Here is a 13,928-nt window from a genome sequence, read left to right as displayed (position 1 = left end):
GGAGCCCCGATCAAACGGATTCCGGTATGAAAGGTGCAGAGAACTCCTGACATGAGTGAAAGCCTTCATAGGAGCAAACCATGTTACTGGCCACCGACCTCGATGGTACTTTTCTCGCGGGCGACCCCGAAAACCGCCTCAAACTCTACCGACTGATCGTCGCCCACCCCGAAATCGATCTGGTGTTTGTGACCGGTCGCGGACTGGAATCGGTGCTGCCGCTGCTGTCCGACCCAACGATTCCGCAACCGGACTACATCATCTGTGACGTCGGTTGCACGGTGGTCAACGGCCACTCGCAGCAGGCGATTCAGCCCTTGCAAGGCGAAATTGACGATCTCTGGCCCGGCGAGCAGATGATTGAAGATGTCCTGCAGTCGTTTGACGGTCTGCAGCGACAGGAAGTCCCGCAGGAGCGCCGGGTGTCGTATTTCTGCTCGAGCGATGTGGTCACCGATGAGATGATCGCCCGGGTCGAGGCCCTGTCCTGCAATGTGTTGTTCTCCGGCGGCAAGTACCTGGACATTCTGCCGCGGGGCGTGAACAAGGGGCGCACCCTGTCTCGCCTGGTGGAACATCTGGACGTAGACCCGGAATCCGTGCTGGTCTCAGGCGATACTCTGAACGACCTGTCGATGTACGAGTACGGTTTCAAAGGCGTCTGCGTGGGGGAATCCGAGTCCGCGCTGCTGCAGGCCACCGAGCAGAAGGCACGGGTGCTGCATGCCGACGCGACCGGCTGTGGCGGCATCCTCGAAGCCTTCGAACACTTCGGCTATCTCGGCCATCTGGGCATTGAAGCGGAAGCGCCGGACGCCATGAACTCCGGCAAATCCGACCTGGTGATTGTTTACCACCGCCTGCCCTACGAAGAAGTGGTCGAAAACGGCGAGCTGATCCGCCGACGCCCGAAATCACCCAACGGCATTATTCCCACACTCTTGAGCTTCTTTGCCGACGGCAAGGCCGGGTCCTGGGTAGCCTGGTCGATTGACGACCCTGAACTCGGCCCCTTTCAGACCCACACCGAAGTCGATACCGACCGCTATGAACAACTGGTCGCGGCACGGGTGCCACTGAGCAAAGACGACGTCGACATTTTCTACAAGCGGTTCTCCAAAGAGGCGTTCTGGCCCACCCTGCACACCTTCTGGGAACGGGCCACCTTCCGCGATGATCACTGGCAGGTGTTCCTCAAGGTGAACAAGCGGTTTGCCGAGCGCACAGCCGAGGAAGCGGCGGAAAACGCGGTGGTCTGGATTCACGACTATAACCTCTGGATGGTCCCGGCGTATCTGCGCGAGATGCGCCCGGACCTCACCATCGCCTTTTTCCATCACACCTATTTTCCCTCGGCGGACGTGTTCAACGTGCTGCCCTGGCGCCGGGAAATCGTTGGCAGCCTGTTGCAGTGCGATCACATCGGCTTCCATATTCCGCGGCAGGCGGAAAACTTTGTCGATGTGGCTCGCGGTGTCACGCCCCTGGAAGTCACTGAAAAAGCAGGCTGTGCGCCACGGTTTCTGACCTACGGCTGTGCTGTGGGCCTGGATGAGATGAGCACCGAGATCAAGGTGAATGACCGCAAGATCGGGCTTGGCGCTCACCCGGTGGGGCTGGACCTGAACCGGGTGCGACAGGCCCTGACGCAACAGAGTGTGATTGACCGCATGGAAACCCTGCGCGAAGAACTGATGGACGTGCGGCTGATTCTGTCGGTCGAGCGCCTGGACTTCACCAAAGGCATCATCGAAAAACTGGATGCGTACGAGCGCATGCTCAACGAGCACCCGGAGCTGGAAACCAAGGTCACCCTGATGATGGTCTGCGTGCCGGCGGCCGCCGGGATGACCATCTACGAAGAACTGCTGTCGCAGATCGAGCAAACCGTCGGTCGCATCAACGGCCAGTTCGCACAAGTGGGCTGGACCCCGGTGCAGTTCTTCTTCCGCGCGCTGCCGTTCGAGGAGCTGGTGTCTTACTACACCATGGCGGACGTGATGTGGATTACCCCGCTGCGGGACGGCCTGAACCTGGTGGCCAAGGAATACATCGCCACCCAGGGCCTGACCAATGGCAGCGGCCGGCTGGTGCTGTCGGAATTCGCCGGCGCCGCCGCCGAACTGCGCGGCGCTATTCTGGCCAACCCCCATCACCCCCAGGACCTGGCGGACACCTGCTACTACGCCCTGGCGATGAGCCGCAGCGAAGCGCAGAACCGGCTCAGCGAGGCCTTCGAAGTGGTCAGCCGTTACGACATCGATTACTGGGGGCGGGAATTCATCGACACGGCCGAACAACGACGCGCCATCAAACTGGGAAAAATTCTGCCCATTGGTCATTGCGCCGCCTGAACCAAGGACACCGAACCATGATGCTTAAAAATGCGGTGCAGCTGATCTGTTACCCGGACCGGATCGGCCATAACCTGAAAGACCTCTACACGGTGGTCGACACGCATCTGTCCGACGCCATCGGCGGCCTGCACATCCTGCCGTTTTTTCCCTCCAACGCCGATGGCGGCTTCTCGCCGCTCACCCACAAGGAAGTGGACCCGAAGGTGGGCACCTGGGACGACATCGAAGCCTTCACCGCAAAGTACGATCTGTGCGTCGACCTGACGGTCAATCACATATCGGACGAGTCGCCGGAGTTTACCGACTTCATCACCAACGGCTTTGATTCGGACTACGCCGACCTGTTTGTGCACGTGGACAAATTCGGCGAGATCTCACCCGACGACATGGCGAAGATTCACATCCGCAAGGAGAAAGAACCCTTCCGCGAAGTGACCCTGGCGGACGGCACCAAAACCCGGGTCTGGTGCACCTTCACCGAACAGCAGATCGACCTGAATTACGAGTCCGATCTGGCCTACCAGTTGATGGAAAGTTACATCGGGTTTCTGACCTCCAAAGGCGTCAACCTGCTGCGTCTGGATGCTTTCGGGTACACCACCAAACGGATCGGCACCAGCTGCTTTCTGGTGGAACCGGAGGTGTACCAGATCCTCGACTGGGTCAACCAGGTCGCCCTGAAACACGGCGCGGAATGCCTGCCGGAAGTGCACGACCACTCCAGCTACCAGTACGCCATCAGCCGGCGCAACATGCACCCCTACGGCTTTGCCCTGCCGCCGCTGTTGCTGTATTCGTTGCTGGACGCCAACAGCAACTACCTGAAAAACTGGCTGCGTATGTGCCCGCGCAACATGGTCACCGTGCTGGATACCCACGACGGCATCTGCATTCCCGATGTGGAAGGCGTGTTACCGGATGAGAAAATCCGAGTGTTGATCGACAACATCGACGCCCGCAGCGCAGACCCCATCATGCGGCGCTCAGCGGCCAACATTCACAGCGTGGGGGCCATCTATCAGCTAACCTGCACCTTTTATGACGCGCTGATGCAAAACGACGACGCCTACATCGCCGCCCGGGCCATCCAGTTCTTCACGCCGGGCATTCCGCAGGTTTACTACGTGGGGCTGCTGGCCGGCTGCAATGATCACGAGCTGATGGAAGAAAGCGGCGAACTGCGGGACATCAACCGCCATTACTACAGCCTGGAAGAGGTGGAGCGGGACATCCAGAAACCGGTGGTGCAACGCCTGCTGCGCCTGATGAAATTCCGCAGCAACTACCCGGCCTTCGATGGGCACTTCGAGCTGAACTACTCCAACAACTCAAGCGTCGCCATGGCCTGGCGCCATGGCGACTATTACTGCCACCTGTTCGTGGACCTGAACTTCAAGACCGTGAAGATCAGTTACGTGGAGGTGGACACGGGTGAGACCACCCAACTGGCGTGCTGAAACCGATCATAAGCCTTCAGTGTACTGAGGTGGGGCACCCACGCTTGGCGCTCGGCCGTTTGAATCTGAACCGCGGGCGGTAGCGAGTTCGGGTTATCGAGAGTGGCTGTCTGAACGTCAATAAGACCCGGCAGAACATCGGCATTTCGGTAGAACAGCCCTGTGCCACACTCTGGACAGAACGAACGCATGGCCGTGCCGGATGAATTGACTGTCTTCGGCACACCGGCTGTAACCTTGACTGATGATTCAGGAAACATGGCCCACGCAACCAGTGGTGCGCCAGCACTGCGCTGGCAATCCCTGCAATGACAGACGGCCACTAAATTGGGACTGCCTGTGATGTCGTATTTAATCGATCCACACAAGCATTGACCGGTTTGGTTCATTGTCATTTCCTCGCGAGATAAACAGTGATGTTCTTCTTGAGCAGTGACGCATAACGCTGCAATCACACGCTCGTCGCGCGCATTGCTTTATTCGCCAGATTCCAGAGCAATATATCAGGATGGTCACCAGAGACTATGTTCCCGCCACGCCCGCAGCCATCGCGATAAAAATCACTGTTACTCCACTGATTAAGCATAGCCCGGACGCGGCTCCTAAGGCCCACATTCCGAAGAGGCTGAGCAAAAGGGCGCCGCCCATCCCGCCGATAAAGAAGGCAATCAGTACACACAGCAACAGGCCAAACTTCCAGCTCTTAACCTCACGACCCCGAAGCCGATTGCCGAGCAACGCGCCCAGATCGGTGACTATTCCAGTAACGTGGGTCGTGCGCAGTGTCAGGCCACGATAACTGCTCGCCATTGCATTTTGTAACCCGCAAGCCATCGCGGCGATCGGGACTGCTGCCTTTAAGCCCTCTAATGCCAGAAACATTGTCACGAGCAGCAATGCGCCTTCCAGCAGCAATATCGCACCGTAGCGACGCCGCATTCTGAATGAGGTGTCACGCAGAATGATCCCGGAGACCAAGGCACAACTGAAGAACCCGACCACAATTGAAGTGACCAATAACAGATCTTTGAGGCCGACATCGGTTAAAACAATACCAAGATGTGAGACAGCACCGCTCATATGGCTTACAGGCACCGCAAAAAAGCTAAGCATAACGACATTCACGTAGCCTGCGATCAGGGAGAGTATGGCCGCCCCGAAGAACACCCAGATCCGGCTCTGTTGCATGAAGTCATCATGCTTTTGCTCAACTTCAAAAAATGGCATTAACCGATTCCTGTCGGATGGTGCAAGCAACCGCCTAGCGCACGAATGAAAGCCTTATCGGATATGGTGGCTAACGCCCAAGCGCACCGGTGACTTTGACGTAGCGAAGCGGAGACAAAGGCATCCGAGTGACGCGCCTGGTTAGCTGTTCCCAAGCATGTACGCACGAAGCTGCCGCTCCTCTCGCATGACATAGAGGACGAGAATCCGCTTCTTATCCTCACGATAAAAAATGCGACACGGTGGAACCACTACCTCCCTGTATACCGAATTAGGGAGCTCTAGAGGAATCCGTCCGGATTCGGGAAAATCTTCCAAGCGCTCGGTCTTATCGAAAACTTCTTGGACCAAATGACTTGCGGCAACAGGATTGTCCAGAGCAATGTACTCAGCGATGGCATCCAGTTCTTGAAGGGCAGGCTCCGTCCAGATTACTTCAGCCATTTACTCATTTTCTCCCTGGCCTCACTTTGGCTGTACGTTCTTCCCTCAAGTACAGCACGCTCTCCCCGTGAGAGCCCCTCAAGCAGCTCAAGTCGGCGCTGCATAAACTCGTAATCCTGCACATCGACAAGGTACGCGGATGGCTGACCATGCTCCGTGATCAGTATCGGCTCTTTAGACAAATGCAGATCTGCCAGAATCTTTGTGGCTTGGCGCTTTAGGTTCGTAACAAGCTCAACTTTCATGGGCTCACCCTGAATCAGACTGAAAGTGACACTATAGTATCACTTTTCGCGTGAGGCAATCACAGCTAACGCTGAGACTTTGCGGCAACTTTGGAACCGCGAAGCGGTGGAAAAATTGTACGGCAACAGTGCATTGTTATGCGGTGTCGGCAGGCGTACCGCACTTCATGCATCTTTCTGGGATCGACAATACGCTGATAAAGCTGAAAGAAACCCCGTAATGCCCATCACATGCTTTGCACTTCATGCCAGTGACGTAGTGCACCCAACCTAGCCCAAACACCAAAATCGCCATAGGGCCCAGGACGAACGTGGGCCACACGATCTGAAAGTAATCGCAGAGCTCAATCACCATAAGCTGCGGAGCGATTACTACCGGAGCTAAACCGAAAGCCATCGCAAAACTTCTAAGTCGAATATTCATGATTCCGTATAACGCCAGCAATAAACGGCGCCCTGACAAGGGCGTCCGGTGGAGGCCGTAGGCCGGAACGAATTTGATTGCCTTGTTAAATGGCAAGCGGCCCCATTTCATGTTCATAAATAAACGAAGCGCTGGAGATATCGCGCATTTTTTTATTGTCCTGACTGAACCCATGGTGGTTAGAGTAAAACATGTAACTTTCTGATATAGCTACTTTCCTCATTTCTTCAAACTCCGCCTTTGAATGCAGAGGGTAGTAGTGGTCTCGATACCGGACATACTTTCCAGAGTAGCCCTCAAGAGTACAGACGACACGTTGGATGGAATCCTGGATACCAAAAATCTCTTTACCTTCGCGGTTTTTGCCACCGGTAACAACCCAGAGAATCTCGGAATAATGCACCCGTACCCTAGCATCACCTTCCAGGTCTTCCACGACGTTCACCCCTTACATTTAACATTTGTATATGAGTCCCCATGATCACTTTTCCCATGACTCATATCTCAATTCAACAATTCCCCAAAACTAGGCAGAAAATCCTGTCAGGTCAATAAGTTCTGGCTGTTTTCCAGACACCCATCCCAAACAAAAATGATCACCACGACCACTATCCACTTTTTCGCGCATCTCTCCATCTCACTGATCTGAATCTGAAAATGACGGATTTCTATAAACTCACCCAGTTCATGGTCGCAATGATCATTTTTCCAGTCTTTTGCCGGCTGGCTCTAGCGGTCAGGCAGAAGGTTGAGAGGTGGTAGCCGCCGAGGCCGGCGCTGGCGCTTTTGGCACATAGGGGCGCACATCCCAGCAGAAGTAGCGTTTCAGCACGCTGTTGGCTTCGGGCGCTTTCTGGCGCCAGCCGTACACGTTGGGTTTGCGGGTTTCGATGGCCAGGGTACCGAATATCAGCCAGTCGTAGATCGCCAGGGTGGAGGTTACGTTGCGGGCGGAGTTGGGGCCGCGGGCGTGGTGGTGGTGATGCTGGGTCGGAAACACCAGGATATGGGCCAGCGCCCACATGGTTTTGCGCACCCAGGCCCAGCGATGGTTGTGGAAATACAGGTCGTAGTTCCAGTTCACGTGGGTGTGGGCGGCCCACAGGCCTTTGAAGGCGGTGCCAATCACGAACACCTCCACCAGCCCCAGGTACAGGCACAGCAGCTGGAAGGTGTAATTGGGCATGATCAGCCACCAGGCCCAGCCGTTCACGAAGGTCTGGGTGACGGTGAGCTGGCCTTTGTTGTCCAGGCCGCCGGACATGTGGTGCGGGCGGTGGTTCATCTTATAGAAGGCCTGCACCCATTGCAGCACCCGGTTATTAGGGCGGCGGCTGTGGGCAAACAGGTGGAAGCTGCCGTGAATGAATTCTTCCACACAGAAAAACACGATCAGCGTGGGCCAGAAATAGGCCTGCTCCAGCCACGCCAGCGATCCGGCGCTGCCGGGGATCAGCGTGGACAGGCCCAGGGTGAGCAACAGCAACACCAGCGGTCGCTGCACCGCCACCATCATGAAGGTGGCGAGGAAGGCCATGCGCCAGTCCTGCTGGTTTTTGCGGCCATCCCGGGTGCGGCCGCTGACCACCTCCCACAGGGCGGTGATCACAATAAAAGCCGTGACCAGCATCGTCAGTTTTTGATCGTCCATTGTTGTTTTCCCCACGAGGGTTGTTTGGATGTTATGACGGTACGGCGCGCTGGTATATTTTTCTAATCAAACTTTGGTATAAGTATTATCCATGAAGCTGAATTTACGAAGCGTGGACCTCAATCTGCTGCCGGTGTTCGACGCCATTATGGAGGCCGGCCAGCTGTCGCGGGCCGCCGATGCCCTGGGCATGAGCCAGCCCGCCATCAGCGCGGCCCTGCAGCGCCTGCGCCATACCCTGGGGGATCCGCTGTTTGTGCGCACCCGCCAGGGTATGATGCCCACCCCCCGCGCCCGCGAGTTGCACGCCAGCCTCAGCCAGCAGCTGGGCGCCCTGCGGGACACCCTGGACCCGGCCAACCGCTTTGTGCCGGCCACCAGCCAGCGCTGTTTTCGGGTGCTCAGTAACGATTACTTCGAGATGGTGGTGCTGCCATCACTGCTGACGCGCATCCGTCAGGAGGCGCCGAATGTGGTGGTGGAAGTGGCGCTGGCCGACGACAACATGCCCCGCAAGCTGACGACCGCACGAGCAGACATCGCGGTGGATGCCTTCGCCACGGAGAACGATCAGTTACGGCGACAGGTGCTGCTGGAGGAGCGGTTAGTGGTGGTGGCGCGGCAGGGCCACCCGGTTATTCAGGGCAAATGCAGCAAGCAACAGTTCCTGCAGGCCGAGCATGTAGTGCTGCCGGACCGCAACCGCCGCCTGCCGCTGGATCAGATTCTCAATGAACCGGGCTGGCAGCGGCGCAGCGGCGCCCGGGTCACCCAGTTTGCCAGCATGCTGGCTACCTGCAGCCGCTCCGATATGATCGCCACGGTGCCCGAGCGCATGGCTCGCCAGTACGCCGGCGCCCTGGGCCTGCAGACCCTGGCATTTCCGGCGACCCTTCCGCCGCTGCCGGTCTACCTGCTGTGGGCGCCGGTGATGGACACCGACCCCGCACATCAATGGTTCCGTCAAAGGCTGATGGACAGCCTCAGCGCCTGAGCGGCTACCACTCCAGCTGGGCGCCGGTCTGGTACTCGATCACCCGCGTTTCGAAGAAGTTCTTCTCCTTACGCATGGTGGCCTGCTCATCCAGCCACGGCGACACGTTCTTCGCCCCCGGGAAAGGTTCGTCCATGCCCACGGTGCGGGCACGACGGTTGGCCACGAAACGGAACTGCTCGCTGTGGTACTCCGCGGAATAACCCAGGATGGGGTCTCGCAGGATGTAGTTGGCGTAGGCGGTCTCCGCCGCTTCGGACTCTTCCCACATCTGGCTGACCGCTTTGGGATCGAGGGTGATGTTCTCCTCTTCCAGAATCTGGTTCACCACCTTCAGGCCGAAGGAGAAGTGCATGGCTTCGTCCCGCAGGATGTACTGCAGCTGTTCGCCGGTGCCCCGCATCAGGCCGCGGCGTTGCAGCGCGAAGATGGGGCTGAAGCCGTTGTAGAACCAGGTGCCTTCGAACACCGCCGCGAAGAACAGGTAAGACATGACGAATTCCTCCAGATCGTCGCGGTTGCGCAGGTTCATGTCGGAACGCATGGCGGCATCCAGGCGGCGGTTGGCCATCTGGATCTTGCCATTAATGGCGGGCACCACGCGGTAACGGTTGTAGATCTCGCTCTGATCCAGGTTGAGGGTTTCGATGCAGTGCTGGTAGGCCCAGGTGTGCATGGCTTCCTCGTACACCTGGCGGGCCTGGTAGATCTGCAGCTCCGGCGCGCTCATTTTCTCCATCACCGCCAGGCCGATGTTGCGCATGGCCAGGATGTCGGACGTGGTGAGGTACGCCAGCACGTTCTCGTACACGTGCTTCTCCGGCGCGGTCAGGCGGTGGTGGTAGTCGTGAACATCCTGCGCCATGTTCACGTCCAGTGGGGTCCAGTGGTTCTTGTTGGCGTTCATGAAGTACTCCCAGGCCCAGGGGTACTTGAACGGTGCCAGTTGGTTGATGTCGGTGTCACCGTTGATCACGCGCTTGTCGTCAACGTTGACGGGGGCCGGTGCGCCGGTGGCGGCCGGTCTGGTTTGGGTGTTTGGTTCGTCGTCCCAGTTGAGCATTTGTTTACCTCAGAATCTTCGTCGTCGTAGGTCGGATTAGCGCAGCGTAATCCGACATTGGCGTATGCGTTTTGCCCGGTTGTCGGGTTACGCTTCGCTAACCCGACCTACGGTTTTATTGGCAGGCTTCGCAGTCGGGTTCGTCGATGCTGCACACCTGCGGCTGGGGTGCCATGGACAGCGACGCGGCGACCGGGGCGGATTTCTCGGCGCCGGTGGCGCCCAGGGAGCGCAGGTAATAGGTGGTCTTCAGGCCCCGTTCCCAGGCCAGTTGGTACAGCGCGTCCAGCTTTTTACCGCTGGGTTCCGCCATGTACAGGTTCAGGCTCTGGGCCTGGTCCAGCCATTTCTGCCGCCGGGCGGCGGCTTCCACCAGCCAGCGGGCGTCGATCTCGAACGCGGTGGCGTAGCGGGCTTTGAGTTCGTTGGGGATGCGGTCGATCTGCTGCACGCTGCCGTCAAAGTACTTGAGGTCGTTGACCATGACGTTGTCCCACAGGCCTTCGGCCTTGAGGTCACGCACCAGCGAGGGGTTCACCACGGTGAACTCGCCGGACAGGTTCGATTTCACGAACAGGTTCTGGTATGCCGGCTCGATGGACTGAGACACGCCGACGATGTTGGAAATGGTCGCCGTGGGCGCAATGGCCATCACGTTGCTGTTGCGCATGCCATTGCGGGCGATCAGCTCCCGCACCGGCGCCCAGTCCAGGCGGGTGGTGGTGTTCACCACCAGGTCGCCGTCGCGGCGGGCGTCCTTCAGCAGGTTGATGGAATCAATGGGCAGAATGCCCTGTTGCCACAGGGAGCCTTCGTAGCTTTCATAGGCGCCGCGTTCACCGGCCAGCGTGGCGGAGGCGCGCAGGGCGAAATAGCTGAGCTGCTCCATGGCGGCATCGGCAAACTCCACCGCCTCCGCGCTGGTGTAGGGCAGGCCCAGCTGGTAGAGCGCATCCTGAAAGCCCATCAGGCCGAGGCCCACCGGGCGGTGCTTGAGGTTGGAGTTGCGGGCCTGGGGCACCGCGTAGTAGTTGATGTCGATGACATTATCGAGCATGCGCACGGCGGTGGTCACGGTGCGTTCCAAACGCTGCACGTCCAGTTCGCCATCGTGGATATGGGCGGCCAGGTTCACCGAGCCCAGGTTGCACACGGCGATTTCATCGGCGCTGGTGTTGAGGGTGATCTCGGTACAGAGGTTGGAGCTGTGCACCACCCCCTTGTGCTGCTGGGGTGAGCGCAGGTTGCACGGGTCCTTGAACGTGATCCACGGATGGCCGGTCTCGAACAGCACGGTGAGCATCTTGCGCCACAGCTGCTTGGCGGGGATCTTTTTGGACAACGTGATCTTGCCCTGCGCCACCAGCGCCTCGTAATGCTCGTAGCGTTCGCGGAAGGCGTTGCCGACCAGGTCGTGCAGGTCCGGCACATCGCTGGGGGAGAACAGGGTCCAGTCGCGGTCTTCGCGCATGCGTTCGATCAGCAGGTCCGGCACCCAGTTGGCGGTGTTCATGTCGTGGGTGCGGCGGCGTTCGTCACCGGTGTTCTTGCGCAGCTCAAGGAACTCTTCGATGTCCAGGTGCCAGCTTTCCAGGTAGGCGCACACCGCGCCCTTGCGCTTGCCGCCCTGGTTCACCGCCACGGCAGTGTCGTTCACCACTTTCAGGAACGGCACCACGCCCTGGCTTTTGCCATTGGTGCCCTTGATGTGAGCGCCCAGCGCCCGCACCGGCGTCCAGTCGTTTCCCAGACCGCCGGCCCACTTGGACAGCATGGCGTTGTCGCGAATAGCGCCGTAGATGTCTTCCAGATCATCCCCCACGGTGGTGAGGTAGCAGGACGACAGCTGGGAATGGCGGGTGCCGCTGTTGAACAGCGTGGGCGTGGAGGCCATGTAGTCGAAAGACGACAACAGGTTATAGAACTCGATGGCGCGCTCGTTGGGGTTGTCCTCTTTCAGTGCCAGGCCCATGGCCACCCGCATGAAGAACACCTGGGGCAGTTCCAGGCGGGCGCCCTGCCAGTGCAGGAAATAGCGGTCGTACAGAGTCTGCAGGCCGAGGAAGCCGAACTGCAGGTCCTGCTCGGGCTTGATCGCCGCCCCCAGGCGCTCCAGATCAAAACCCGCCATGGCGTCGTCCAGCAGTTCGTAGCGGATGCCGGCCCCGATAAAGGCGCTCAGGGCCTGGGGGTAGATCTCCGCCAGCGGCAGGCTGCGGGGCAGCTCCAGCGCCGTGGCACTTTCCAGTCGCAGTTGCTCCAGCAACAGCCGGGCGGTGACCGCGCTGTAGTCCGGTTCCTGTTCGATGCGGCCGCGGGCGGTCATCACCAGCGCCGACAGTACGTCTTCCTCGGCGATGCCGTCATAGAGATTGCGCAGCGCGTCTTCCACCAGGGTTTCACCGTCGATACCTTCCAGCCCTGCCGCGGCCTGCTCCACCTGCAGTTTCATCAGGCCCAGGTCCAGCGGTACGGTGTCGCCGTTGGCCTGTTTCACGGTCAGGTGCGGATGCGCTTCCATCGGCGCCTGGCGGGCGCGCTCGCGGGCATGCTCTTCCCGGTACAGCACGTAGGCGCGGGCCACTTTCTGCTCTTCCGCCCGCATCAGCGCCAGCTCTACCTGATCCTGAATGTCTTCGATGTGGACCTTACCGCCGGCTTTCAGGCGCCGGCTGATGGCCTGGATCACCTGCTCGGTGACGCGCTGAACGCCATCGTGAATGTGGGCGGAGCCGGCGGCCTTGTCGCCCTCCACGGCGAGGAAGGCCTTGGTGACGGCCACACTGATCTTGGCGGAGTTGAATCCAACCAGGGTGCCGTTACGTTTAATGACCTGAAGGGTTTCGGCCTGGTTTGGCGTTGTGGTCTCGGGTTGAGAGGCAGGCTGGGCTTCGGCCAGGGCAGAGCTGGACATGTCGGTTCTCCTGAATACGCGTGGTTTCCATGTCCTTCGCGCAGGCAGAGAATCGGGTAGAGGGCATCGTCGGATTACGCTTGCGCTAATCCGACCTACGATTCTGCTCACCTTATACGCGAAGGTGCAGTTGTTTTCCCTGGCAGGTCTTCGGACTCAGGGGCGTGAACCGTGTGGTTCGGCCTTGCGTGGCGACTTCCCGGCGGTTGCCAGTGTCATAGTGCACGCTTGTTCCCCAATACCGCTGCGCGTCAGTTCCGGAGTTTCACCGGATTCCCGATACCGTCGGCGTGTTTACAAAACAAACACTACATCTGGTATTTGACCAAGGATGAGAACACTATATACATGAATATCAGACGCAACAAGGCACTTTTTAGCGACACACAGGTCACTGTGGGTAACGCTTCCATCACCAACAGGGGGACATTATGAGCCGACCGCTTTCGCTGACAGCCCTGGCGCTGGGGATCCTCATCGCGCTGCCCGCCGGGGTCTGGGCGGACACCCGCATCACGCCCTTTTCCACCATGGCGGATCTGGACGATGGCTGGGAACCGCTGGAATTCCCCAAGATTGATCGCCACACCAACTATCGCCTGGTGGAGGAAGACGGCACCCAGGTGATCGAAGCCAGCACCGACAACAGCGCCTCCGGCCTGATTGCCCGCCTGGATCTGGAGCCCGGCGAATCGCTGATGCTGACGTGGCGCTGGAAGGTGTCCAATGTCTTTGACCAGGGCGATGCCCGCAAGAAATCCGGCGACGACTACCCTGCCCGCATCTATGTGGCGTTCGAGTTCGAGCCGCAGAAAGCCAGCTGGTTCGAGCGCGCCAAACGCAAAACCGTGGCCACCGTGTTCGGGGAGGAGCTGCCGGGCAATGCCATCAATTACATCTGGGCCAACCGGCTGCCACGGGGAGAAACCGTGGCCAACCCGTACTCGGAGGAAACCATGATGATCGCCGTGACCTCGGGTAACGAGCAGGCCGGTGAATGGGTAACGGTGAAACGGGATCTGGTAGCGGATTACCGCGCGGCGTTCGGGGAGGATCCGCCCCCCATACGGGGTGTGGCCATCATGTCAGACTCGGACAACACCGGGGAGTCGGCCACCGCCTGGTATGGGGATCTGGAACTAGGCCGCTGAA

At 59.0% G+C, this 13,928-nt stretch carries 12 protein-coding genes and 1 riboswitch; of the genes, 4 read left to right on the top strand and 8 right to left on the bottom strand.

Going from position 1 to position 13,928, the window contains the following annotated elements; translation table 11 throughout:
• Positions 1-80: 80 nt before the first annotated feature.
• Together ggpS and gtfA are read left to right on the top strand one after the other, a co-directional pair.
• Entirely contained in the window at positions 81-2,354 is a 2,274-nt protein-coding gene (gene ggpS / locus MLC70_RS04450; RefSeq protein ID WP_248181865.1) for a glucosylglycerol-phosphate synthase, read from the top strand.
• Positions 2,355-2,371: 17 nt separating this feature from the next.
• Positions 2,372-3,814, top strand: coding sequence for a sucrose phosphorylase (gtfA, locus tag MLC70_RS04445; RefSeq protein ID WP_248181864.1), 1,443 nt, complete (start codon positions 2,372-2,374; stop codon positions 3,812-3,814).
• On the opposite strand, the gene MLC70_RS18735 is transcribed toward gtfA, so the two are convergent.
• The 6 genes from MLC70_RS18735 to MLC70_RS04420 all read right to left on the bottom strand — a co-directional run bounded on the left by MLC70_RS18735 (position 3,769) and on the right by MLC70_RS04420 (position 7,805).
• Entirely contained in the window at positions 3,769-4,203 is a 435-nt protein-coding gene (locus MLC70_RS18735) for a GFA family protein (protein ID WP_410797633.1), read from the bottom strand. The two genes, gtfA and MLC70_RS18735, sit on opposite strands and share 46 nt — an antisense overlap.
• Positions 4,204-4,336: 133 nt before the next feature.
• The gene (locus tag MLC70_RS04440) at positions 4,337-5,041 is read right to left on the bottom strand and encodes a YoaK family protein (RefSeq protein ID WP_248181863.1); all 705 of its coding nucleotides are present in this window, start codon (positions 5,039-5,041) and stop codon (positions 4,337-4,339) included.
• 141 nt (positions 5,042-5,182) lie between these two features.
• The gene (locus MLC70_RS04435) at positions 5,183-5,485 is read right to left on the bottom strand and encodes a type II toxin-antitoxin system RelE/ParE family toxin (protein WP_248181862.1); all 303 of its coding nucleotides are present in this window, start codon (positions 5,483-5,485) and stop codon (positions 5,183-5,185) included.
• The gene (locus tag MLC70_RS04430; RefSeq protein WP_022992576.1) at positions 5,473-5,730 is read right to left on the bottom strand and encodes a type II toxin-antitoxin system Phd/YefM family antitoxin; all 258 of its coding nucleotides are present in this window, start codon (positions 5,728-5,730) and stop codon (positions 5,473-5,475) included. The genes MLC70_RS04435 and MLC70_RS04430 overlap by 13 nt, the downstream gene beginning before the upstream one ends.
• Positions 5,731-6,239: 509 nt before the next feature.
• On the bottom strand, positions 6,240-6,590 hold the full coding sequence (locus MLC70_RS04425) for a hypothetical protein (RefSeq protein WP_248181861.1): 351 nt from the start codon (positions 6,588-6,590) through the stop codon (positions 6,240-6,242).
• Between the two features lie 300 nt (positions 6,591-6,890).
• Positions 6,891-7,805 carry a sterol desaturase family protein gene (locus tag MLC70_RS04420; RefSeq protein WP_248181860.1) on the bottom strand — a complete coding sequence of 305 codons (915 nt, stop codon included), beginning with the start codon at positions 7,803-7,805 and terminating at the stop codon, positions 6,891-6,893.
• Between the two features lie 91 nt (positions 7,806-7,896).
• Between MLC70_RS04420 and MLC70_RS04415 the strand changes: the two genes are divergently transcribed.
• A complete protein-coding gene (locus MLC70_RS04415; RefSeq protein WP_248181859.1) occupies positions 7,897-8,799 on the top strand; it encodes a LysR family transcriptional regulator in 903 nt (300 codons plus the stop codon).
• 4 nt (positions 8,800-8,803) lie between these two features.
• Here the strand turns inward: MLC70_RS04415 and MLC70_RS04410 are convergent, their stop codons facing one another.
• Together MLC70_RS04410 and MLC70_RS04405 are read right to left on the bottom strand one after the other, a co-directional pair.
• Positions 8,804-9,862: a ribonucleotide-diphosphate reductase subunit beta gene (locus MLC70_RS04410; RefSeq protein ID WP_248181858.1), complete on the bottom strand. Its 1,059-nt coding sequence runs from the start codon at positions 9,860-9,862 to the stop codon at positions 8,804-8,806.
• 115 nt (positions 9,863-9,977) lie between these two features.
• Positions 9,978-12,776 (bottom strand): ribonucleoside-diphosphate reductase subunit alpha, encoded by a 2,799-nt coding sequence (locus MLC70_RS04405; protein ID WP_248181857.1) that lies wholly within the window; start codon positions 12,774-12,776, stop codon positions 9,978-9,980.
• A gap of 124 nt (positions 12,777-12,900) precedes the next feature.
• A riboswitch (cobalamin riboswitch) is annotated at positions 12,901-13,097 on the bottom strand.
• Between the two features lie 110 nt (positions 13,098-13,207).
• Here MLC70_RS04405 and MLC70_RS04400 point away from each other — a divergent pair.
• Complete coding sequence (locus MLC70_RS04400) at positions 13,208-13,927, top strand: DUF3047 domain-containing protein (RefSeq protein WP_248181856.1); 720 nt, start codon at positions 13,208-13,210, stop codon at positions 13,925-13,927.
• Position 13,928: the final 1 nt, after the last annotated feature.

The organism is Marinobacter goseongensis, from assembly GCF_023156235.1.
GTDB classification, from domain to species: Bacteria; Pseudomonadota; Gammaproteobacteria; order Pseudomonadales; family Oleiphilaceae; genus Marinobacter; species Marinobacter goseongensis.
Note: the sequence above shows the minus strand (reverse complement) of the source record. Positions and strands in the feature narration are given on the sequence as shown.

Excerpts from the sequence above, each read along its gene's own strand:
- MLC70_RS04410 (WP_248181858.1), bottom strand. The coding sequence starts at position 9,862 with ATGCTCAACTGGGACGACGAACCAAACACCCAAACCAGACCGGCCGCC.
- MLC70_RS04435 (WP_248181862.1), bottom strand. The coding sequence starts at position 5,485 with ATGGCTGAAGTAATCTGGACGGAGCCTGCCCTTCAAGAACTGGATGCC.
- gtfA (WP_248181864.1), top strand. The coding sequence starts at position 2,372 with ATGATGCTTAAAAATGCGGTGCAGCTGATCTGTTACCCGGACCGGATC.
- MLC70_RS18735 (WP_410797633.1), bottom strand. The coding sequence starts at position 4,203 with ATGAACCAAACCGGTCAATGCTTGTGTGGATCGATTAAATACGACATC.
- ggpS (WP_248181865.1), top strand. The coding sequence starts at position 81 with ATGTTACTGGCCACCGACCTCGATGGTACTTTTCTCGCGGGCGACCCC.
- MLC70_RS04430 (WP_022992576.1), bottom strand. The coding sequence starts at position 5,730 with ATGAAAGTTGAGCTTGTTACGAACCTAAAGCGCCAAGCCACAAAGATT.
- MLC70_RS04400 (WP_248181856.1), top strand. The coding sequence starts at position 13,208 with ATGAGCCGACCGCTTTCGCTGACAGCCCTGGCGCTGGGGATCCTCATC.
- MLC70_RS04440 (WP_248181863.1), bottom strand. The coding sequence starts at position 5,041 with ATGCCATTTTTTGAAGTTGAGCAAAAGCATGATGACTTCATGCAACAG.
- MLC70_RS04420 (WP_248181860.1), bottom strand. The coding sequence starts at position 7,805 with ATGGACGATCAAAAACTGACGATGCTGGTCACGGCTTTTATTGTGATC.
- MLC70_RS04415 (WP_248181859.1), top strand. The coding sequence starts at position 7,897 with ATGAAGCTGAATTTACGAAGCGTGGACCTCAATCTGCTGCCGGTGTTC.
- MLC70_RS04405 (WP_248181857.1), bottom strand. The coding sequence starts at position 12,776 with ATGTCCAGCTCTGCCCTGGCCGAAGCCCAGCCTGCCTCTCAACCCGAG.